The sequence below is a fragment of the Pseudomonas sp. D3-10 genome (genome assembly GCF_051132175.1).
GTDB lineage: Bacteria > Pseudomonadota > Gammaproteobacteria > Pseudomonadales > Pseudomonadaceae > Aquipseudomonas.
This window is the reverse complement of sequence record NZ_CP071668.1, coordinates 2,773,866-2,794,218: the sequence shown is the minus strand read 5'-3', so window position 1 is coordinate 2,794,218 and position 20,353 is coordinate 2,773,866. Positions and strand designations below refer to the sequence as shown.

Genomic DNA, 20,353 nt, shown 5'->3' with positions numbered 1-20,353 from the left:
CCGTCAGATCCGTGCGGGTGACACGATGATTTTCACGTTGTGTTCCTTGTTGTTTACCAACTCCTCGAAGCCCTGGCCGACGATTTCTTCCAACTGGATGCGCCCGGTCACCAGCGGCGAGATGTCCAGGCGTCCGTCGGCGATGAAGGCAATCACGTCGGCGAACTCACCGTTGTAGGCCAATGCGCCCAGCACCTGCTTCTCGGTTGAAACCAGTTCGAAGAAGTTGAACTCGCTCGGTTCTTCGAAAATCCCCACCAACACGCATTTGCCCGCCTTGCGGATCAGGTCGATGGCGAACTTGGCGGTGTGCTTGTTGCCGATGCACTCGAAGCTGACATCGGCGCCCAGGCCGCCGGTCAGGCGCCGAACTTCGGCCAGGGCGTCGCACTCATTGGGATCGATCACATGGCTGGCCCCGACTTCCAGGGCCTTGGCCTTGCGCGCGCCGGACATTTCCAGTGCGATGACCTGGGCCGCGCCGGCCGCCTTGGCGCACATGATCGTGCACAGGCCGATGGTCCCGGCGCCGACCACCACGACGTTCTGGCCAAGCAAACTGCCAGCCTTCTTCACTGCGTGCATGCCCACCGCCAGCGGTTCGATCAACGCGCCAGCCTCGGCAGGAAAGTTGGCCGGGAGTTTGTACAGCAGGTTGGCCGGGACATTGACCAACTCCGCAAACGCACCGTTATTCATCAGCCCGGTAAAAGCCAGGTTCTCGCAGATGTTGTAGAGCCCATGGGTGCAGTAATAGCAAGTGCCGCAATGCTGGCAGGCATCGGCGGCCACTGGTTCGCCGACGTTGAAACCTTCGACGCCCTCGCCCAGCTCGACGATCTCGCCGCAGAACTCATGGCCGAGGATGCACTGGCCCTTGATCCCGGTCAGGGGGTGTGGCGCGTCCACCGGGATGAACACCGGCCCCGCCACGTACTCGTGCAGGTCCGAACCGCAGATGCCGCACCACTGCACGCGGATCTGCACCCAACCGGCGGGCGGTGAAACCGGCAGCGGCACGTCTTCGACGCGGATGTCATTACGGCCATGCCAAACGGCGGCGCGCATGCTGCGGGTCGGCTTGATTGAAACGTTCATAGCGTTACCTCCAGGATTTTTCATAGGGCGACGACTCAACCGCCGCCCGCTGGTTCAGTGCTGTCCGATGAACTCGATAATCAATCGATTGACCTGCTCGGCCGCCTCCATCTGCACCATGTGGCCCTGGCCCGGCAGCACTTCGACCTGGGCACTCAACCCTTCGGCGTGGACCGCCGGGATGATGGCGTCATCACTGCCCCAGATCACCAGGGTCGGGACATGGCCGGCCTGCACCACCTCGCGTAGCTCCACTTGCTGGCGGCCGTCCTTGAACAAGTTCGCTGCCAATTGGCGCAGGGCCACGTCCACACCTTCCAGGCGCTTGTACTTGAGCATGTCGTCGAGCATCTGCCGGTTGACCAGCTCGGCATTGGAGAACAGTTGCACCAGCTGTGGCTTGAGGGCGTTGCGGTTGGCGGCGTCGACGAAGCCTTGCAAGTAACTGCCGTTGATCTGGGCCCCCAGGCCGGCGCTGCCGATCAGGGTCAGTGAGCGCAAGCGCTGCGGCATCAAGCGCGCGGCATTCAGCGAAACGGCCCCGCCCATGGAATGCCCGACCAGATGGGCCGCGTTGATGTCCAGATGATCGAGCAAGGCCAGCACCACACCGCTCAGCTCGTCGAGGTCACCGCGCTCCAGGGTTTTCGCCGATTCGCCATGCCCTGGCAGGTCCAGGGCAATCACCCGGCGCCCAGCGGCCAAGGCTTCATGGTTGAACAGCCAGTTGTTGAGGTCACCACCAAAACCGTGCACCAGCACCAGCGGCGTACCGCCCTCGCCGCGCTCGAAATAGCGGATCAGCCGACCGTCCACCTCGACTTTCTGCGGTTTCGGGCCGCTGTCCTCGTCAGCCGCGTCGCCAGGCACGAAATTGGATTGAAACTGCTCGATGACCGCGTCGATGTCGGCGTCGCTGGCTTCGCCTTCGACGACGATGCCGAGCAAGGCGCCGACCGGCAGGGTTTCATCCTGGCGCGCCACCTGGCGGCGCAATACGCCGGAAAATGGCGCCTCGACGCTGCTGGAGATCTTGTCGGTCTCGACGTCCATCACTTCATCGCCTTTGGTGATGGCCTGGCCTTCTTCCTTGAGCCAGGCATCGACTCGGCCCTCGGTCATCGACAGGCCCCACTTGGGCATGGTCAGGGTAAAAATCTGGCTCATCAGTGCTTGCTCCACTCGATCACGTTGAGCACGGCTTGCTCGATTTTTGCCGCGTCGGGGATGTACAGGTCTTCCAGGGAGTCGGAAAACGGCACCGGCGTGTGCGGCGCGGTGACCATCTCGATCGGTGCCTTGAGCGCGCCAAAAGCCTTTTGCGCCACCAGCGCCGAGATGTCGGTGGCCATGGAGCAGCGCGGGTTGGCCTCGTCGATCACCACCAGGCGTCCGGTTTTCTCGACGCTTTCAAGGATGCTGTCCTCGTCCAGCGGGCTGGTGGTGCGCAGGTCGATGACTTCGCAGTCGATGCCACGTCCGGCCAGGTTGCGTGCCGCATCCATCGCGGTGTTGACCAACCGCCCGTAGGACACCAGAGTCACGTCCTTGCCGTCGCGCAGGAAGTTGGCCTCGCCGAACGGCACGGTGTAGAGCTCTTCCGGCACCTCGCCCTGCATGCTGTAGAGCAACTTGTGCTCGCAGAAGATCACCGGGTCATTATCGCGAATGGCCTGGATCAGCAGACCCTTGGCGTCATAGGGCGATGACGGACACACCACTTTCAGTCCCGGGATGTGTGTCCACAACGAAGTGAGCATCTGCGAATGCTGGGCCGCGGCGCGCAGGCCGGCGCCGACCATGGTGCGAATGACCAGGGGCGTGGACGCCTTGCCGCCGAACATGTAGCGGAATTTCGCCGCCTGGTTGAGGATCTGGTCCAGGCAGCACCCGGCAAAATCGACGAACATCAGTTCGCACACCGGGCGCACGCCGCAGGTGGCGGCGCCGACCGCCGCGCCGACATAGCCGATTTCCGACAGCGGCGTGTCCAGCACCCGCCCGGGGAATTGGTCGTAAAGCCCCTTGGTGACGCCGAGCACGCCGCCCCAGGCATCGTTTTCACCGGGTGCGCCAGCGCCGCCGGCCACGTCTTCACCCATGATGAACACGCTGGAGTCGCGACGCATTTCCTGGGCCAGGGCTTCGTTGATTGCCTGCTGATAGCTGATTTTTCTCGCCATGATGGGATTCTCTCTTGTTGTTTTCAGGGGCGTTCAGGGGTAGCTGACGTAGACGTCGGTCAGCAGGTCGGACGCCGCCGGCTTGGGATCGGACTTGGCCTTGTACACGGCATTTTCGATCAGCATTTGCACCTCTTTGTCGATCTGGTCCAACTGCTCGACGGTGAGCAGCCCGGCCCGGGTGGTGCGCTCGCGGAACTGCATCAGGCAGTCCTGGTTTTCGCGGAAATGCTTGACCTCGTCGGGTGCGCGATACGTCTGGGCGTCGCCTTCGAAGTGGCCGTAGTAGCGGGTCAGCTTGACCTCGATCAGCGACGGCCCTTCCCCGGCACGGGCGCGCTCGACGGCGGCCCCGGCGGCTTCATGGACGGCGAAGAAGTCGAAGCCATCGACGGTCACGCCGGGCATGCCGAAGCCGGCGGCGCGGTCGGCGATGTGGTCGCAGGCCACTGACCAATTGGACGCGGTGGCTTCGGCGTAGCCATTGTTTTCCGCGATGAACAGGCATGGCAGGTTCCACACCGAGGCCATGTTCATGGCTTCGAACACTGCGCCTTCGTTGGAACCGCCGTCGCCGAAAAACACCACGGCGACGCTGTCGGTGCCCTTGAGCCGAGCCGCCAGGGCAGCGCCGACGACCAGTGGCGCACCGGCGCCGACGATGCCGTTGGCGCCGAGCATGCCTTTTTCGAAATCGGCGATGTGCATCGAGCCGCCCTTGCCTTGGCAGACGCCGGTTTTCTTGCCGTAGATCTCGGCCATCATCCCGTACACATCCACGCCCTTGGCGATGCAATGGCCGTGACCACGGTGGTTCGAGGCAATGCAATCGTCGTCCCCGAGATGGGCCATGACGCCCGCGGCCGAGGCTTCTTCGCCGGCATACAAGTGGACGAACCCGGGGATCTCCCCCGTGGCGAATTCCACGTGCAGGCGCTCTTCGAAGGCGCGGATGGTGCGCATGACCTGATAGGCGTGCAGTAATTGATCATGGTTGAGCGATGTCGACATTTTTATTCTCCAGGCGTGTCTTCTTGAAGGTTCGAGGGGTGTTGCGGGTGCTCGCGACCAATGGCCAACAAGCGCTGTTGCGCGGCGTAGGTGAGCACCGCGTTAACGTCGATGCTCAGCGGGCCGCCGGCATCGAGGGTGACCGTGGGCCGGTCATGGACGTTGAATTCGATTTCCCGCTCGCCATCCAGGGCCAAGGTGCCGGCGGACAGCGACAAGCCATGGGCGACGCCGGGCTCCAGAGGCCCGGCGGCCAGCACGCCGCAACCTTGCAGCAAGCCCGGCGCGAGCGGCACCAGCAGCGCTTCAGGGGATTGCGGGTCCAGGCGCATCCAGGCACCGCCCGGCGCCTGGCGAGACACCGGAAACCACAACCCGCACAGCGCCGACAGGCCGATGGATTGCGGTTCGGCGAAGGTCACGAACACTTCGGCCAGGTCTTGCGCGCGGCTGATCGCCCTCGCGCCGACAAAGCGCAGCGGCGATACGGCAACGTCCACCAGAGCGACTTCCCGCAAACCACGCCCGGCGTCGCAAACCAGCAAGCGCTTGTTGCGGCGCAAACCGATCGCGTCTGGGATCCGACCGCTGGCGTACAACCCACCTGCCAGCCCGGCACTGGTGGCCTCGCGCAGTTCGGGGAAGGCATTGTTGGTGCCGGTGGATAGGGTCAACAGAGGAATGTCGCCCACTTCGGCGGCGACAGCCTTGTGGGTGCCGTCGCCGCCGAGCACGGCGATCAGCGCCACCTCGCGCTCGGCCATCAGGCGTGCGGCGCGGCGGGTGTCTTCGACGGTCTGGCGCAGGGTCAGGTCGAGAAACTCCAGGGCCGGCCAATGGCTACTGCGGGCCTGGCGGCTGTGGCTGTTCTTCAGCACGGCGGCGGCCATGCCGATCATGTCGGTGGGCATCAACACCTGCTCGATGCCGGTGGCGCCAAACGCCGCCAGCAAGCGCTGGATCACCGAGACCTTGTCGGTGCTGGAGAACAATCCGGCGTTGGCGGTCAACCGCTGCACGTCACGGCCCGATGCGGGGTTGGCGATGATGCCGACGGTGAGCGGACGGCGGCTCATGGCGCCACCGTGGCGGGAACAGTCAACGGGCTTGGCGTGCAAGTCATAGGCACCTCTTTTTATTATTGGAAGCCCAACGGGTGGGTCCAAGGCCTAGAGCAAGGGCGGTGCCAATAGCCGGAAACTGGACGCAAAACCCCGATCCAGAGCGCTTGCGGCGCTCCGCTGCAAGCATTGGCCATAGGCCCGGTGAGACGCCACATGCCAGCCTGCACGACCTAACCGCGAGACGTTGAGACGTGGCGTCTCACCGGGTTGCCTGCGCTCCGTCGGGCTTGTCTGCGCCCGGCGATCAGCGCTTAATGTGCCGACAATGACAAGAAGCTGAACCGGAGGCCCCTATGCTTTCCGCTCACTCCAGGGCGCACGTGGATTGCATCAGCCGCGTGCTGAAGAACGCCGCCCAACTGCCGCAACTGCCCGTGCCGGACCTGATCCTCGACTCCTGGCGCCGCTCCATGGAGCAACATCACCTGGACCCCGGCTCGCTCCAGGGCCCACGGATCCTGTCCCACGACGTGCTCAAGCAATGCCGCGAGCGCTCGGAGCTGTTCCTCAATATCGCCAGCGACGAAGTGGCGCGCCTGCACGGCCGGGTGCGCGATGCCGACTATTGCGTGCTGCTGACCGATGCCCAGGGCCAGACCATCGATTACCGGGTGGAAACCACCCTTCGCAACGACTGCCGCAAGGCCGGGCTCTACCTGGGTACGTGCTGGTCGGAAGGCGAAGAAGGCACGTGCGGCGTGGCGGCGGTGCTCACGGCCAAGACTGCGGTGACGGTGCACAAGCGTGATCACTTTCGCGCGGCGTTCATTGGCCTGACCTGCTCCGCCGCGCCGGTCTTCGATCCGCAAGGCGAGCTGCTCGGCGTGCTGGACGTCTCGGCGGTGCGCTCGCCGGATGATCGACGTTCCCAGCACCTGATCCGGCAAATGGTGGTGCAGAGCGCCCGGGAGATCGAACAGGCGTTTTTCATGAGCAGCGTCCAGGGTTATTGGGTGTTGCGGGCCCATCGCAACGCGGGGTACGTCGACAGCCAGCCGGATCTGCTGCTTGCCTGGGACGACGATGGCTGCCTGCAAGCCCTGAACCCGGCGGCGCGCCAATACTTGATGCAACGCTACGGCCAGTTGCCTCGCCACATCAGCCAGGTTTTCGACCCGCAATTGCTGCACCGGGCCCGGGATGAAAGCCTCTACCCACTCGATGTCGATTTGCATGGCCGCCTGAGCGCGCCACGGCGCCGGGCCAAGCCTCGCCAGCGCGTCGCGATGACTCCCACCGAACTCGATCCACGCCTGGCCGACAGCCTGAACCTGGCGGTGCGGGTCAAGGATCGCAACCTGCCGGTGCTGATCCAGGGCGAAACCGGTTCCGGCAAGGAGGTCTTCGCCCGCCAGTTGCACCAGGCCAGCCAGCGTCGCGATCGGCCCTTCGTGGCCTTGAACTGCGCGGCCATACCGGAAAGCCTGATCGAGAGTGAGCTGTTCGGCTACGTCGCCGGTGCCTTCACCGGGGCCTCGGCCAAGGGCATGCAGGGTCTGTTGCAGCAGGCCGATGGCGGCACGCTGTTCCTCGATGAGATCGGGGACATGCCGCTCGCCTTGCAAACCCGCCTGTTGCGGGTGCTGGCCGAAGGCGAAGTGGCGCCACTGGGGGCTTCAAGGCGCAAGGCCGTGGACATCCAGGTGATCTGCGCCACCCACCGCGACCTGGAGGCGCTGGTGGCGGCTGGCGAGTTTCGCGAGGATCTGTATTTCCGTCTCGGCGGCGCCCGCTTCCAGCTGCCGCCGCTGCGCGAACGCACCGACCGGCTGGCGTTGATCAATCGAATCCTTGAAGAAGAGTCGGCGCTGTGCGGCGGTGCGGTGCAACTGAGCGGCGCCGCGCTGGAATGCCTGCTGGGTTATCACTGGCCGGGCAATGTCCGCCAGTTGCGGCATGTGCTGCGCTATGCCTGCGCGGTCTGCGAGGCGAGCGTGATCCAGCTTAGCCACCTGCCTGAGTCATTGCACATCACGGACGCCGCCGATCATGGGCCGGAGCCCAGCGCCAGCCCTGAACGCCAGGCGTTGCTGGACGCCCTGGTGCGTCATCGCTGGAAACCCACCCCGACGGCCCGGGCGCTGGGCATTTCCCGGGCGACCCTGTATCGACGGGTGCATCAGCACGGGATCGAGATGCCCGGCAGGCGTCCTGACGCTGTTCACTAAAGGTCGCCAGACAGCTGTGGCGAGGGAGCTTGCTCCCGCTCGGCTGCGAAGCAGTCGTAAAACCGAAGAATGCGATGTATCTGAAGCTCTGCATTCGGCAGGTATGGGGCCGCTTAGCGGCCCAGCGGGAGCAAGCTCCCTCGCCACGGGATCGTCTTTTTCTCAAGTGAACGGTATTACGGCAGTAGCCAGGGCTGATGGCTTATCGTCGCGCCAGCTCATGGCGCACGCATTGTTCGTAGTAGGTCTGCTTGACCGCGGCAGGTTTGAGCCGCGAGGTGCTGTTGTAGGTCTGTTCGGTGATGCCCAGGGCGGTCATGCGCATCCAGGGCCGGGGAAACTTGCGCACCTGCAGTTTCTTGCGCGCCCCATACAGGCTCACTCCGGACAGCTTGGACGCCTGCGCTCCAGCGGCAATGTCCGAACCCCAGCGACACACCGATTGCTGGTTTGCCGTCAGCGCCCTGGCTTGGGCTTCATGCGAAACGGCGGCCATGAGCATGGCCGCCGCGATCCAGATAGAAACACGCATAGGTTTGTCGTCCAACTTTCTGAAATGAAAGGAGTTTGACCTCAACTTATGGAGCAAGGGGCCAGCATTGGCGGGCCGTTCTCAAGCCTATGTCTATCCGTACAAACAACTTTATATAGAAACTATAACCCCTTGATAAATAGTATTTTTATCCAGACTTCGCCTCTTGTAGCAATCGCTGGATCACCTGTTCCTGTTCGCCATACCGCCCTTCGCCGAAGTGGCTATAGCGCACCTGCCCCTTGGCATCGATGAAGTAATGGGCCGGCCAGTACTGGTTGTTGAAGGCACGCCAGATCGCATAGCGGTTATCGATGGCCACCGGGTACTGGATGTCCAGCTTGCGCACCTGTGCGCGTACGTTGTCGATGATCTTTTCGTAGCCGTATTCCGGGGTATGAACGCCGATAACCACCAGCCCGTCCTTTTCGTATTTCTTCGCCCACTCGTTCACATACGGCAGCGTGTGCTGGCAGTTGATGCAGTCGTAGGTCCAGAAATCCACCAGCACCACTTTGCCCCGCAACGACTCGCTGCTCAGCGGCGGCGAGTTGAGCCATTGCACCGCGCCGTCCAGCGAAGGCATGGCGCCTTGGGCTTCGAGGTCCGGCATGGCGCTCGCGCTGGCCTTGCTCACCACATAGTCGATGGCTTTGGGCACGCTCTCCAACAGGCTTTTTTCCAAGCTGGCCGACTGTTGCGACGACGTCGCGGCCAATAACCGGTCATCCGCCCCAGTGCCGATCGCCACGGCGGCCAGCAACACCAGTGCCCCGGTGGCGCGGCGCAGCCAGGCGGTGATCGGCAGCGAGAGTTTCAACCGACCGATCAGGCCTCGACCGGCGAGGATCAGGGTACCCAGCGACAGGGCGCTGCCCAGGCCGTAGGCGAGCAGCAACAGGCTGGTCTGGGCGCTGGCGCCTTGCAGCATGGCCCCGGTCAGGATCACGCCGAGGATCGGCCCGGCACACGGCGCCCAGAGCAACCCGGTGGCGACACCGACCGACACTGACGCCAGAGGCCCGCCCATCCGCCCGGCACCGGTGTCAAGACGGTTGCCCAGGCTGACCAGCGGCCGCGCCAGCCAAGTGCCCACCCGGCTGAACATCAGCGACAGCGCAAACAGCACCATCACCACCAAGGCGACCTGCCGGCCGACGCTACTGGCGCGTATCACCCATTCGCTGCTGGCCACCGCCAGGCTGGACACCAAGGCAAAGGTCAGCACCATGCCGGCGAGCGTCAGCAACACCGAACGGCGCGATTGATTGGCCCGGGCGAACAGGAACGGCACCACCGGGAGGATACAAGGGCTGAGGATCGTCAGGATCCCGCCGAGAAATGCGATCAGAAGCATGGCAACACCTCAATATAAAGGCTGGCGAAGGTCAGTTCTGGTTGGTGCAGTTATCGGAGAGCTTGCGGTAATCCAGCGCCTGCTCATGGCCCGCCGAGTCCAGGTAGGTCATGTGGGCGTTGACCACGCCACAGGCTGGCTGCGGATCTTCGCTCAGGGACAGCACTTTGCGTACATCCAGGTGTGTGCCGTAGGTGTAGGTGTGCGCCGGCGCGGTGCTTTCGGCCCGGGCCAACAGGGTGCAGATGTTCAGCGCGGCGAACAGGCAGGCGGCGTAGATGGCTTTGGTGTTCATGGTGCGGTCCTCGATTCAATGGGTGTTTGTCGCAGAGGCCGGTTGTGTCGCCTCGATGGATGCCATTGAATGCTCCCCACGTATCGCGCCTGTATCGAGCAGGTGGCTTTTTGCATCGCTGTGTATCCGCCACGCGCCAGATACACTGCAATACAAACCGTCGCGAGCCAGGCCGGCTGCTGGCTGTAGACTGACCCACACCAAAACGCCAAGGGGCAGAACACCATGGATCATGTCGATCATGTGCTGATCGTGGACGACGATCGCGAGATCAGGGAGCTGGTAGGCAACTACCTGAAAAAGAACGGTTTGCGCACCACCGTGGTCGCGGATGGCCGGCAAATGCGCGCCTTTCTGGAGACCACTCCGGTGGACCTGATCGTGCTGGATATCATGATGCCCGGCGACGATGGCCTGGTGTTGTGCCGGGAGCTGCGGGCCGGCAAGCACAAGGCCACGCCTGTCCTGATGCTCACCGCTCGAAACGACGAGACCGACCGCATCATCGGCCTGGAAATGGGCGCGGACGATTACCTGGTCAAGCCTTTCGCCGCCCGGGAGCTGTTGGCGCGGATCAACGCCGTGCTGCGCCGCACGCGCATGTTGCCGCCTAACCTGGTGGTCACCGAGAGCGGGCGCCTGCTGGCGTTTGGCCGTTGGCGGCTGGATACCACCGCTCGCCACCTGCTGGACAGCGACGGCACCATGGTGGCCCTGAGCGGCGCCGAATACCGCTTGCTCCGGGTATTCCTCGACCATCCACAGCGGGTACTCAACCGCGACCAGTTGTTGAACCTGACCCAGGGCCGTGACGCGGACCTGTTCGACCGCTCCATCGATTTGTTGGTCAGTCGCCTGCGCCAACGCCTGTTGGACGACGCCCGCGAGCCGGCGTACATCAAGACGGTACGCAGTGAAGGTTACGTGTTCTCGCTGCCGGTGGAGATCCTCGAGGCCTCGGTATGACCCTGTCTCTGCGGTGGCCGCGTACCCTCGCCTCGCGCTTGTCGTTGATTTTCCTGATCGGTCTGGTCCTGGCCCAGGGTTTGTCGTTCGGCGTCCAATACTACGAACGCTACGAGAGCGCCAAGAACACCATGCTCGGCAACCTGGAGACTGACGTCTCGACGTCCGTGGCGATCCTCGATCGCCTGCCTGCCGCCGAACGCCCCGCGTGGCTGCCAAAGCTTGCGCGACGCAACTACGGCTATGTGCTTGATGAGGGCCAGCCTGGCATGCCAATGCTCCCGGACAACGCGCCGATATCGGTCAGCTCGATCCAGGAAGCCTTGGGCGAAGCCTATGCCCTGACCTACAACCAGATCCCGGGACCGAAGATGCACTATCAGGCGCACCTGCGCCTCAAGGACGGCAATCCGCTGACCATCGACGTACGTCCGGCGATGGCACCGCTTTCGCCCTGGCTGCCGGTGGTCTTGCTGGGGCAACTGGCGCTGCTGATCGGCTGCACGTGGCTTGCCGTGCGCATCGCCATCAGCCCCCTCACCCGGCTGGCCCAGGCCGTCGAAACCCTGGACCCCAACGCCCACGGCGTGCGCCTGGACGAAAAAGGCCCGACCGAGGTGGTACATGCGGCCAAGGCCTTCAATGCCATGCAGGACCGCATCGCCGCCTATCTGAAGGAGCGCATGCATCTGTTGGCTGCGATCTCCCATGATCTGCAGACCCCCATCACCCGCATGAAGCTGCGGGCCGAATTCATGGATGACGGCATCGAAAAAGACAAACTTTACAGCGACCTGGGGGAAATGGAGCACCTGGTGCGTGAAGGCGTGGCCTACGCCCGCAGCATCCATGGCGCCACCGAGGCCAGTTGCCGGATCAGCCTGGACGCGTTTCTCGACAGCCTGGTGTTCGACTACCAGGACACCGGGCAGGACGTGCAGCTGTCCGGCAAGAACGCCGCGATCATCGATACCCGTCCCCACGCATTGCGCCGGGTGCTGGTCAACCTCGTGGATAATGCGTTGAAGTTCGGCGGCGCGGCGCAGATCCAGGTCCAGCCCGCCGCCAACGGGCAGCTGGCGATCCGGGTTTTGGACCGTGGCCCCGGCATCAGCGAGCAGGAACTGGCCGAAGTGCTCAAGCCGTTCTACCGGGTGGAAAGCTCGCGCAACCGGGAAACCGGTGGCACCGGCCTGGGTTTGGCCATAGCCCAGCAACTGGCGAATGCCATGGGCGGTTCGCTGACCTTGAGCAACCGCGAGGGCGGTGGGCTGTGCGCTGAGCTGCGGTTGGGTTGCGATACCCAGGTCTGAAGACTACTGAATCCCTTGTGGATATCCCTTGTGGGAGCGAGCCTGCTCGCGAAGACGGCGGCACATCCAACGCCGATGTAGCTGACACACCGCTTTCGCGAGCAGGCTCGCTCCCACAAGGTCATGTGCAAGGTTCGGTATCGGGGTTTGTATATCAGTGTGTCAACCACCACGCCGCATACACAAACTTGCACACCGGCCCCCTTCCCGACACACCCCGCTTACACCCACTTGAAAGACTCCTTCTATTCCCGGCCACCACGATGCCGGGCCATCCAAGGAGCTTCCCCATGCCTACCGCCACCGCAACGCCGCCTGCTTTCCGTTACCAGGGCTGGTCGCTGTTCAGCCTGCTTGCCGCCCTGGTATTGCTGATGACCGTGCTGGTCCTGATCATCAATCCAGACCTCACAGAAGGCGTGCGCAGTGCCATTCGCGCGACCGCCCGTTCGTCCTTCGTCCTGTTCCTGCTGGCCTTTACAGCGTCGGCGTTCGCCGTGCTGGTGCCCTCGCCCCTGAGCAAATCCCTGGTGCGCGAACGGCGCTTCATCGGGCTGGCCTTTGCCTTTTCCCATTTAGTCCACGCCGCATTGATCTACTGGTACGGCCAGCTCAACACCGAGTTCTGGCCCGGCCGGACCACCCTTGGCAACGTGCCCGGCACCGTGGGCTACGTGTTTATCCTGCTGCTGGCCCTGACTTCGTTCAAAAGCACCACGCGGCTGATCGGCGCCACCGCCTGGAAGCGCCTGCATACCACCGGCATGTGGGTACTGGCGGCGATCTTTGCCTATTCCAATTTCAAGCGCATTCCGATGAGCGCCTGGTACGTGCTGCCCTTCGGCCTGATATGCGCCGCCACGGCGGTCCGCCTGGTGGGCAAGCTGGCCCAGGCCAACAAGCGTCAACCCCTGCAACGTGCGGCCTGAGCCGAGGAGATCAACCATGTACGCCTCTTTCTCGAAAGCCCTGAACGGCCTGCACCTGAACCTCGATCACGCCGGTTCGTGGCTCGCACCGCTGGGGCTGCGCCTGTTCCTGGCCTGGGAGTTCTTTGAATCCGGCCTGGAAAAATGGAACGGCCAGAACTGGTTCGCCGAGATCCAGTCGGCTTTTCCGTTCCCGTTCAACCATGTGCCGGCCAGTTGGAACTGGGAATTGTCGATGGGGGCGGAGCTGATCTGCGCCGTCGCCCTGTTGATCGGCCTGGGCACACGCGCCTCGGCGCTGGTGCTGATGATCGTCACCGTGGTCGCTACCGCCGCCGTGCACTGGCCGGCGGATTGGTCGAGCCTGGGCGAGCTGGCCCAAGGGTACGCGATCACCAACAAGGGCTACGGTAACTTCAAACTGCCATTGATTTACCTGGTCGCATTGCTGCCGCTGCTGTTGCAGGGCGCCGGGCGGTTGAGCGTCGATGCGCTATTGAAGTCGTTGCTCCGGTCAAAAAAATCGAAACCTTGAAGGGCTTGAGTCGGTCCAGTCCTGTAAGAGCCATGGCGCTGCGTACCGCTGCCCAGCGGGCGCAACGCTCAAGACAGCCCATCAGGACGAGGAACAGACATGAGCATGACCGTCGGCGATTTTCTGGTTGAACGCCTTTATGAATGGGGCGTTCGGCGCATCTACGGCTATCCTGGCGATGGCATCAACGGTGTGTTCGGGGCTCTGAACCGGGCCAAGGGCAAGATCCGATTCATCCAGGCGCGGCACGAGGAAATGGCGGCCTTCATGGCCTGCGCCCATGCCAAGTTCACTGGCGAGCTGGGCGTTTGCATCGCAACCTCCGGCCCTGGGGCGTCGCATCTCATTACCGGCCTGTATGACGCGCGCATGGACCATATGCCGGTCCTGGCGATCTGCGGCCAGCAGGCCCGAAACGCCCTCGGCGGCCATTATCAGCAAGAACTGGACCTGCCCAGCCTGTTCAAGGACGTTGCAGGCGCGTTCGTCCAGCAAGCCAGCGCCCCGGCACAGGTCCGCCACCTGCTCGACCGCGCGGTACGCACGGCGGTGGGTGAGCGTCGGGTCACCGCGCTGATCCTGCCCAACGACCTCCAAGACCTGGAATACACACCGCCGCCCCACAAGCACGGCACGCTGCATTCCGGCGTCGGCTACCGCAAACCTAAGGTCGTGCCCTACGAGGAAGACCTGCGCCAAGCGGCAGAGGTGCTCAATGCCGGCAAGAAAGTTGCCATCCTGGTGGGCGCCGGCGCCCTGCATGCAACGGACGAAGTGATCGCCATCGCCAACAAACTCGGCGCCGGCGTCGCCAAGGCCCTGCTCGGCAAAGCCGTGGTGCCCGATGAACTGCCATGGGTCACCGGCTCCATCGGGCTGCTGGGCACCGAGCCCAGCGACAACCTCATGGCCGGTTGCGACACCCTGCTGATGATCGGGTCCGGCTTTCCCTATGCCGAATTCCTGCCTGGCGAGGGCCAGGCGCGTGGCGTGCAGATCGACCTTAAGCCAGACATGCTCAGCCTGCGCTACCCCATGGAAGTCAACTTGCAAGGTGACAGCGCCGACACCCTGCGGGCCCTGTTGCCGCTGATCGAAGAAAAGACCGACCGCACCTGGCGCGAAAAAATCGAGAAATGGCGAGCGGACTGGGACAAGACCCTGGAAAAACGCGCCCTGGTCTCGGCCAAACCGATCAACCCGCAGCGCGTCACGTTCGAACTCTCGCCACGGCTGCCGGATCGCGCCGTCATCACCTGCGACTCCGGCTCCTGCGCCAACTGGTATGCGCGGGATGTCCAGATCCGTCGCGGCATGATGTGTTCACTCTCCGGCGGCCTCGCCTCCATGGGCGCCGCCGTGCCCTACGCCATCGCCGCCAAGTTCTGCCACCCGGACCGTCCGGTGATCGCGTTGGTCGGTGATGGCGCGATGCAGATGAACAACATGGCCGAATTGATCACCGTCGCCAAATACTGGCGCACCTGGACCAACACCACCTGGATCTGCGCGGTGTTCAACAACCAGGACCTGAATCAGGTGACCTGGGAACAACGGGTGATGGAAGGCGATCCGAAATTCGAGGCGTCCCAGGATATTCCCGACGTTCCCTATCATCTGTTCGCCGAGTCGATCGGCCTCAAGGGCATCCTCGTCGACCAGGAAAGCGACGTGGCGAGCGCCTGGGACCAGGCGTTCGCCGCCGAACGCCCGGTGGTGATCGAGTTCCGCACCGACCCCGACGTGCCTCCGCTGCCGCCGCACATCAAGCTGGAACAGGCGAAGAAGTTCGCCTCGACCCTGCTCCAGGGCGATCCGAACGAGCACGGCATCGTGGTCGAGACCGCCAAGCAGGTGCTCGGCGCGTTGCTGCCCGGTCATCGCAAGGACAAAGAATAAGCATGCAGACTCGAGCGAGCCGATATGAGCTGATCGGATCAATCGGCGGCGCCTATATGGCGGCGATACCGCCAAGGCGTAGCACCTGAGGGCAGCTGCCGTTAAAAATGGTGCAACTGGTCAGCTATTTTCCACTTTCATTAAGTTAATCAGGCGGTCAGCCGATACAAAACTAGTGCGGGATGTCTCGCGTTCAGCTGATGGCTTGTTTTTATGAATGAAGATGCTGGCAATGGCTCCACGGTGATTTCCGGCGAGCGGCCTACCCGAAGTTTCACTCGCCGCACCTTTCCGGCCATCATGCTGTTGCTGTTCATCATGTCCGCGCTGGCCATCGCGGTATTGCTCAACATCACCCAGACCCAGGACGAACAGGCCCGTTCCCAGAGTCTGTTCTTTGCCCAACGGGCCGTCGACGGGATTCGTACCGGCATCGGCCGCGACCTGAGCGATTATTCCAAGTGGAGCGACGCCTACCGCCACCTGCACGTCGAAGTCGACAAAGACTGGGCCTACGACCAGGAAAATGTCGGCAGCAGCGTGTTCTCGCTGTATGGCTACCAGGCTGTGTTCGTGATTTCCCCGACCGGCAAGACGGTTTATTCGGTCATCGATGGTGAAATGAGCGAAGTGCACGCCAACACATGGCTGACTGGCAACCTGCGGGCACTCGCCAGAAAGGCCAGCGCTGCGGAGAATCGCGATGAAGTGATCGTCGAATTGCTCCATCACGAAGACGCGCCTGCCTTCGTCGCCGTCTCGGCCATCACCACTGGCACCGACAACAGCGTGGCTGAGATTCCTGGCCCGCCGAGCCTGCTTTTATTCGTCAAAGTCCTCGATACGGACGCGTTGCAGGACCTGGCACGAGACTTTGCCCTGCCGGACGCCCATATCGCCCATACCCCAGGCCCGAAAGACACCGCCCAGGTGCTGCTCAATGACCTGACCCGCGAAGCCCTGGCCTGGCGCCCCGCTACCCCTGGCAAGGATCTGCGTAAAGCCCTGTTGCCGTTGTTGGCGCTGGCGTTGCTGTTCCTGGGCGTCATGGCCCTCTTGGTATTGCGCCACGCCTTGGTCATGCTTCGCGCCCAGGAACAGCAGTACGTCAGCCTCCTGGCCCATCGCAAGGCATTGGAGCGCAGCGAGGAACGCTTTCGCGACATTGCCGAAGTGTCGTCAGACTGGCTGTGGGAAGTCGACTCGGCCGCAAACCTGACCTATCTGTCGGAGCGCTTTGAACAGGTGACGGGCTTCAGCCCCACGCAATGGATCGGCAAACCGTTGCACCGGTTGCTGGAACCCCACAGCGGGTCGATCTCCATTGCCCATTGGCTGCTCGGCGGCGCCAACAGTGCCTCGTCTGCCCCGCTGCTGTGCGAGTACATTGCGCGTAACCAACGCATACGCACCTGCAAGCTTTCGGTACGGGCTATCGACGCCGGTAGCCAGGGCTTTCGTGGCACCGCCACCGACATCACCGATGAATTGCGCGCCCTGGCACAAATCAAGCACCTGTCCCAGCACGACCCGCTGACCGGGCTGGCCAATCGCAACCGTCTGTTCGATTGCCTCAGCGAACACCTGGACCACGCGCAGAGCACACCACTGGCGCTACTGAACCTGGACATGGATCGATTCAAGCCGGTCAACGACTCCCTGGGCCATGCCGTGGGCGACAAAGTGCTCAAGGAAGTGGCTCATATCCTCCAGCAAAACGTTCGCAACAGCGATCTTGTGGCGCGACTGGGGGGCGACGAATTCGTCATCGTCATGCCCAACCCAGGCAGCGCAAGAGACCTCGATCAGCTCTGCGAGCGCTTGATCGACTGCATGCAGCGCCCTATGCACCTGGACGGCAATACGCTGTACCTGGGCGTGAGTATCGGCGTGGCGTGGTCGCACCCCCGTGACCCACGTGCCGAGGAGCTGCTGCGCCAGGCTGACATTGCCTTGTATGCGGCCAAGGCCGCCGGCCGCAACACTTGGCGCATCTATGAAGAGGCCATGGGCAACGTCGCCCGTGACCGGCGCCGCTATGAACAGCAATTGCGCGACGCGATGCAGGAAGGCCAGCTCGAACTGCGTTACCTGCCACGCTTCGACGTGAATGCCGAGCAGTTGCACGGCTTTGAAGCCCAGGCGTTCTGGCACCATCCCGAACGCGGCGAACTGGGCGGCATCGACTTCATCCCGGTCGCCGAAGCGTCCGGGCAGTTGGAAGAGCTGGGCAGCTGGATGCTGATCAACGCGTGCGAGGAAGCGACGAGCTGGCCCAACGCACTCAACGTTTCCCTGGCCGTTTCGCCTCGGTGGTTCAGCAGCAGTTTCCTGTTCAACCAGGTACACAAAGCCCTGGAGACCAGCGGTCTTCCCGCCCAACGCCTGACCCTGGAAGTGGCCGAAGGCGTACTGCTCACCGACCACAAGACCCTCGCCAATACCTTGCATGCCTTGAAGGCGCTGGGCGTACGGATCAACATCGACAAGTTCGGCACCAACATCGCTTCCCTTAGGGAAGTCCTCGACCAGCCATTCGACGGCATCCGCTTCGATCGCAATATCCTCACGCAATTGGGCCTGGAGCATGATCAGGAAGGCGTGCTGGCGATGATCCGGCTGAGCCGCAGCGTCGGGCTGATGGTCACCGCCGAGGGCATCGAGAATGCCCGGCAGTTCAGCCAATTGCGCAGCGTGGCGTGTGACCAGGTACAAGGGCCTTACTTCGGCGCGGCATTGGCTCGCTCGGAAATGGCCTCGTTCTTTACAACGCCGCGGTGGCTCTAGGCTTCATGGCTTTTGTTGGACTGACCCCAGAATGTTGGACGGTCAGTTTTCAGCACGCCGCATAGGCACTGCCTAGCCTCCCGGACTCTGGCGAAAACTCACCGCCAATCGGTTCCAGCTGTTGATGGTGCTGATCGCCAGCGTCAGGTCCACCAGTTCCTCTTCGCTGAAGCTGGCGCGGGCCACGGCATAGACGTCATCGGGCACCTGGCTTTCAGCCAACAGGGTGACCGCTTCGGTCCAGGCCAGGGCCGCCCTTTCGCGTTCGCTGAAGAATCCGCTGTCGCGCCATACCGCTACGGCATACAGACGCCGCTCCGTCTCGCCCTGGCGGCGCGCATCCACCGAATGCATGTCGGTGCAGAAGGCGCAGCCATTGAGTTGCGAGGCGCGGATCTTGATCAGATGCTGCAGCGCCGGCTCGATGCTCAGGCGGCTGGTCAGCGCTTCCAGGCCAATCATTGCCCTCATCGCCCCGGGGGATGCGCTGTAGTAATCAAGACGCGGGCTCATGGCGGCCTCCGTGGTGGTTGATGATTTCACGGTAGGACGTCGACGCCGCCCGTGACAGGTCCAATCTGACGATAAACGCCCACGCAACTTCTCCGCGCCGGCGCATTGCGGGTAATCTTGCGTCCGCGGCCCTTGCCGCCATCGATTATCCGGGAGCCCGCAGGTATGGAACTTCACGTCGTCATCAACGGCCGCAAGGACCTGGCGGGCCAGTTGTACCGACAATTGCGCAGCGCCATCGAGAGCGGTCGGCTGGCGGCCGGCACGCAACTGCCACCCAGCCGGCTGCTGGCCGAGCAGTTGGGCGTCTCGCGCAAGACCGTCTCCGACACCTACGCGCAACTGACCTACGAAAATCTCCTCACCGGCGTCATCGGCAAGGGCACCTATGTCAACGCGCGCCCGGCCAGCGTCGTGCGCAAGCAGAGTCACCGTGAGCTGGCCGGGGCGGACGTGGTCGAGACCTGGCGCAACATGCCGGACCTGCTGCGCCATCCGCTGCCCGAAAGCGCGCTACGCTATGACTTCATCGGCGGCGCCACCGGCAAGGGCCAGTTTCCCCTGGATGACTGGCGTCGCTGCACCGCCCACGCCCTTCGCCAGATCGCCACCGCCAAGGGTTTCTACAGCCAACCCGAGGGATTGCCGGCGCTGCGCAATGCCATCGCCCGGCACATCGCGTTTTCCCGAGGGGTCAACTGCCAGGACGACGACGTGGTGGTGTGCAACGGCGCGCAACAGGCCCTCGATCTGATTTCCCGGGTACTGACCCGCCCCGGCAGCCTGGTGGCGATGGAAGATCCCGGCTACCCGCCGGCACGTCTGCTGTTCGGATCCCACGGCGCGACGGTGGCCGGGGTGCCGGTGGATGAGCAAGGCATGCGCGTGGATATGATTCCCGACGGCACGCGGTTGATCTACGTGACGCCGTCCCACCAGTTTCCCCTGGGCATGCCCATGAGCCAGCCCCGGCGCGAGGCGCTGCTGGCACGGGCGTATGAGCTGGGCGCGATCATCATCGAAGACGACTACGACAGTGAGTTCCGCTATGAAGGCCGGCCCACCGACTCCCTGCAAAGCATGGACGAGCGCGGGATCGTGGCGTACGTCGGGACCTTCTCCAAGACCTTGCTGCCGGAGCTGCGGCTCGGCTACGCCGTCCTGCCGCCGGCGATTCTCGAGGCGGTGATCCTCGCCAAGCGCCTTACCGACCAGCACACCTCCACGCTGCCCCAATGGGCACTGGCCAAGTTCATCGCCGAAGGCTGCCTGCTCAAGCACATCCGGCGCTGCCACGCGCTGTATGCCGGCCGGCGCGAGCGGATCCTGGCGCGCTTGGCCGATGACCTGTCACCGTGGTTCGAGGCCGTGCCCACCACAGCGGGCTTCCATATGGCGGTGCTGTGCAAGGTGCCGATCGACCTGCCGTTGGTGATCGAATTGGCTAAGAAAGCCGAGGTTGGGCTCTATAGCCTCGACGGATTCTTTACCGCGGCACCGGTGCGTCCAGGCTTGATACTGGGCTTTGGCGCCATCGAACTGCTCGACATCGATATCGCCTTCGATCGCCTGCGGGACATCCTGCAGCAGGTCGCCTGACCGATTGGACTGGGCATTTATCCGCCCATTGGCTGTTTTAGCCT

17 protein-coding genes are annotated in these 20,353 nt (G+C 63.3%); 8 read left to right on the top strand and 9 right to left on the bottom strand.

Annotated elements, in window-relative coordinates; all coding sequences use genetic code 11:
* Window positions 1–3: 3 nt before the first annotated feature.
* From J3P90_RS12620 to J3P90_RS12600, 5 genes are all read right to left on the bottom strand, one after another.
* Window positions 4–1,068, bottom strand: coding sequence for a 2,3-butanediol dehydrogenase (locus J3P90_RS12620; RefSeq protein ID WP_434564108.1), 1,065 nt, complete (start codon window positions 1,066–1,068; stop codon window positions 4–6).
* An 84-nt stretch (window positions 1,069–1,152) separates the two neighbouring features.
* The gene (locus J3P90_RS12615) at window positions 1,153–2,265 is read right to left on the bottom strand and encodes an acetoin dehydrogenase dihydrolipoyllysine-residue acetyltransferase subunit (RefSeq protein ID WP_434605834.1); all 1,113 of its coding nucleotides are present in this window, start codon (window positions 2,263–2,265) and stop codon (window positions 1,153–1,155) included.
* Window positions 2,265–3,281, bottom strand: coding sequence for an alpha-ketoacid dehydrogenase subunit beta (locus J3P90_RS12610; protein ID WP_434558936.1), 1,017 nt, complete (start codon window positions 3,279–3,281; stop codon window positions 2,265–2,267). The genes J3P90_RS12615 and J3P90_RS12610 overlap by 1 nt, the downstream gene beginning before the upstream one ends.
* 33 nt (window positions 3,282–3,314) lie before the next feature.
* Complete coding sequence (locus J3P90_RS12605; RefSeq protein WP_434647506.1) at window positions 3,315–4,292, bottom strand: thiamine pyrophosphate-dependent dehydrogenase E1 component subunit alpha; 978 nt, start codon at window positions 4,290–4,292, stop codon at window positions 3,315–3,317.
* A 2-nt stretch (window positions 4,293–4,294) separates the two neighbouring features.
* Window positions 4,295–5,368, bottom strand: a complete 1,074-nt coding sequence (locus J3P90_RS12600; protein WP_434676491.1) for an ATP-NAD kinase family protein — start codon at window positions 5,366–5,368, stop codon at window positions 4,295–4,297.
* Between the two features lie 341 nt (window positions 5,369–5,709).
* On the opposite strand from J3P90_RS12600, the gene J3P90_RS12595 reads away from it, so the two are divergent.
* Window positions 5,710–7,584, top strand: a complete 1,875-nt coding sequence (locus J3P90_RS12595) for a sigma-54-dependent Fis family transcriptional regulator (protein ID WP_434605840.1) — start codon at window positions 5,710–5,712, stop codon at window positions 7,582–7,584.
* Between the two features lie 202 nt (window positions 7,585–7,786).
* On the opposite strand, the gene J3P90_RS12590 is transcribed toward J3P90_RS12595, so the two are convergent.
* The 3 genes from J3P90_RS12590 to J3P90_RS12580 all read right to left on the bottom strand — a co-directional run bounded on the left by J3P90_RS12590 (window position 7,787) and on the right by J3P90_RS12580 (window position 9,768).
* The gene (locus tag J3P90_RS12590; protein WP_420764035.1) at window positions 7,787–8,080 is read right to left on the bottom strand and encodes a hypothetical protein; all 294 of its coding nucleotides are present in this window, start codon (window positions 8,078–8,080) and stop codon (window positions 7,787–7,789) included.
* Window positions 8,081–8,264: 184 nt separating this feature from the next.
* Complete coding sequence (locus tag J3P90_RS12585; RefSeq protein ID WP_434605842.1) at window positions 8,265–9,473, bottom strand: cytochrome c biogenesis protein DipZ; 1,209 nt, start codon at window positions 9,471–9,473, stop codon at window positions 8,265–8,267.
* A gap of 31 nt (window positions 9,474–9,504) precedes the next feature.
* Window positions 9,505–9,768 (bottom strand): DUF2790 domain-containing protein, encoded by a 264-nt coding sequence (locus J3P90_RS12580; RefSeq protein ID WP_434676490.1) that lies wholly within the window; start codon window positions 9,766–9,768, stop codon window positions 9,505–9,507.
* Between the two features lie 225 nt (window positions 9,769–9,993).
* Here J3P90_RS12580 and J3P90_RS12575 point away from each other — a divergent pair, with 225 nt between their 5' ends.
* The 6 genes from J3P90_RS12575 (at window position 9,994) to J3P90_RS12550 (ending at window position 18,197) form a co-directional block, all read left to right on the top strand.
* Window positions 9,994–10,734, top strand: a complete 741-nt coding sequence (locus J3P90_RS12575) for a response regulator (protein WP_123344949.1) — start codon at window positions 9,994–9,996, stop codon at window positions 10,732–10,734.
* The gene (locus tag J3P90_RS12570; RefSeq protein ID WP_420763844.1) at window positions 10,731–12,047 is read left to right on the top strand and encodes an ATP-binding protein; all 1,317 of its coding nucleotides are present in this window, start codon (window positions 10,731–10,733) and stop codon (window positions 12,045–12,047) included. Before J3P90_RS12575 ends, J3P90_RS12570 begins: the two co-directional genes overlap by 4 nt.
* Before the next feature lie 290 nt (window positions 12,048–12,337).
* Window positions 12,338–12,976, top strand: coding sequence for a ferric reductase-like transmembrane domain-containing protein (locus J3P90_RS12565; protein ID WP_434676489.1), 639 nt, complete (start codon window positions 12,338–12,340; stop codon window positions 12,974–12,976).
* Window positions 12,977–12,992: 16 nt separating this feature from the next.
* Window positions 12,993–13,511, top strand: a complete 519-nt coding sequence (locus tag J3P90_RS12560; protein WP_434676488.1) for an HvfX family Cu-binding RiPP maturation protein — start codon at window positions 12,993–12,995, stop codon at window positions 13,509–13,511.
* 99 nt (window positions 13,512–13,610) lie between these two features.
* Window positions 13,611–15,410, top strand: coding sequence for a thiamine pyrophosphate-requiring protein (locus tag J3P90_RS12555; protein WP_434676487.1), 1,800 nt, complete (start codon window positions 13,611–13,613; stop codon window positions 15,408–15,410).
* A 213-nt stretch (window positions 15,411–15,623) separates the two neighbouring features.
* A complete protein-coding gene (locus J3P90_RS12550; protein WP_434676486.1) occupies window positions 15,624–18,197 on the top strand; it encodes a bifunctional diguanylate cyclase/phosphodiesterase in 2,574 nt (857 codons plus the stop codon).
* A 72-nt stretch (window positions 18,198–18,269) separates the two neighbouring features.
* On the opposite strand, the gene J3P90_RS12545 is transcribed toward J3P90_RS12550, so the two are convergent.
* Window positions 18,270–18,710 carry a carboxymuconolactone decarboxylase family protein gene (locus tag J3P90_RS12545; RefSeq protein ID WP_420763839.1) on the bottom strand — a complete coding sequence of 147 codons (441 nt, stop codon included), beginning with the start codon at window positions 18,708–18,710 and terminating at the stop codon, window positions 18,270–18,272.
* 165 nt (window positions 18,711–18,875) lie between these two features.
* Here J3P90_RS12545 and J3P90_RS12540 point away from each other — a divergent pair, with 165 nt between their 5' ends.
* Window positions 18,876–20,309, top strand: coding sequence for a PLP-dependent aminotransferase family protein (locus tag J3P90_RS12540; protein ID WP_434676485.1), 1,434 nt, complete (start codon window positions 18,876–18,878; stop codon window positions 20,307–20,309).
* Window positions 20,310–20,353: the final 44 nt, after the last annotated feature.

Bases quoted from the DNA above. Each gene is read 5' to 3' on its own strand.
- J3P90_RS12620 (WP_434564108.1), bottom strand. From the start codon at position 1,068: ATGCGCGCCGCCGTTTGGCATGGCCGTAATGACATCCGCGTCGAAGAC.
- J3P90_RS12615 (WP_434605834.1), bottom strand. From the start codon at position 2,265: ATGAGCCAGATTTTTACCCTGACCATGCCCAAGTGGGGCCTGTCGATG.
- J3P90_RS12610 (WP_434558936.1), bottom strand. From the start codon at position 3,281: ATGGCGAGAAAAATCAGCTATCAGCAGGCAATCAACGAAGCCCTGGCC.
- J3P90_RS12605 (WP_434647506.1), bottom strand. From the start codon at position 4,292: ATGTCGACATCGCTCAACCATGATCAATTACTGCACGCCTATCAGGTC.
- J3P90_RS12600 (WP_434676491.1), bottom strand. From the start codon at position 5,368: ATGAGCCGCCGTCCGCTCACCGTCGGCATCATCGCCAACCCCGCATCG.
- J3P90_RS12595 (WP_434605840.1), top strand. From the start codon at position 5,710: ATGCTTTCCGCTCACTCCAGGGCGCACGTGGATTGCATCAGCCGCGTG.
- J3P90_RS12590 (WP_420764035.1), bottom strand. From the start codon at position 8,080: ATGGCCGCCGTTTCGCATGAAGCCCAAGCCAGGGCGCTGACGGCAAAC.
- J3P90_RS12585 (WP_434605842.1), bottom strand. From the start codon at position 9,473: ATGCTTCTGATCGCATTTCTCGGCGGGATCCTGACGATCCTCAGCCCT.
- J3P90_RS12580 (WP_434676490.1), bottom strand. From the start codon at position 9,768: ATGAACACCAAAGCCATCTACGCCGCCTGCCTGTTCGCCGCGCTGAAC.
- J3P90_RS12575 (WP_123344949.1), top strand. From the start codon at position 9,994: ATGGATCATGTCGATCATGTGCTGATCGTGGACGACGATCGCGAGATC.
- J3P90_RS12570 (WP_420763844.1), top strand. From the start codon at position 10,731: ATGACCCTGTCTCTGCGGTGGCCGCGTACCCTCGCCTCGCGCTTGTCG.
- J3P90_RS12565 (WP_434676489.1), top strand. From the start codon at position 12,338: ATGCCTACCGCCACCGCAACGCCGCCTGCTTTCCGTTACCAGGGCTGG.
- J3P90_RS12560 (WP_434676488.1), top strand. From the start codon at position 12,993: ATGTACGCCTCTTTCTCGAAAGCCCTGAACGGCCTGCACCTGAACCTC.
- J3P90_RS12555 (WP_434676487.1), top strand. From the start codon at position 13,611: ATGAGCATGACCGTCGGCGATTTTCTGGTTGAACGCCTTTATGAATGG.
- J3P90_RS12550 (WP_434676486.1), top strand. From the start codon at position 15,624: ATGAATGAAGATGCTGGCAATGGCTCCACGGTGATTTCCGGCGAGCGG.
- J3P90_RS12545 (WP_420763839.1), bottom strand. From the start codon at position 18,710: ATGAGCCCGCGTCTTGATTACTACAGCGCATCCCCCGGGGCGATGAGG.
- J3P90_RS12540 (WP_434676485.1), top strand. From the start codon at position 18,876: ATGGAACTTCACGTCGTCATCAACGGCCGCAAGGACCTGGCGGGCCAG.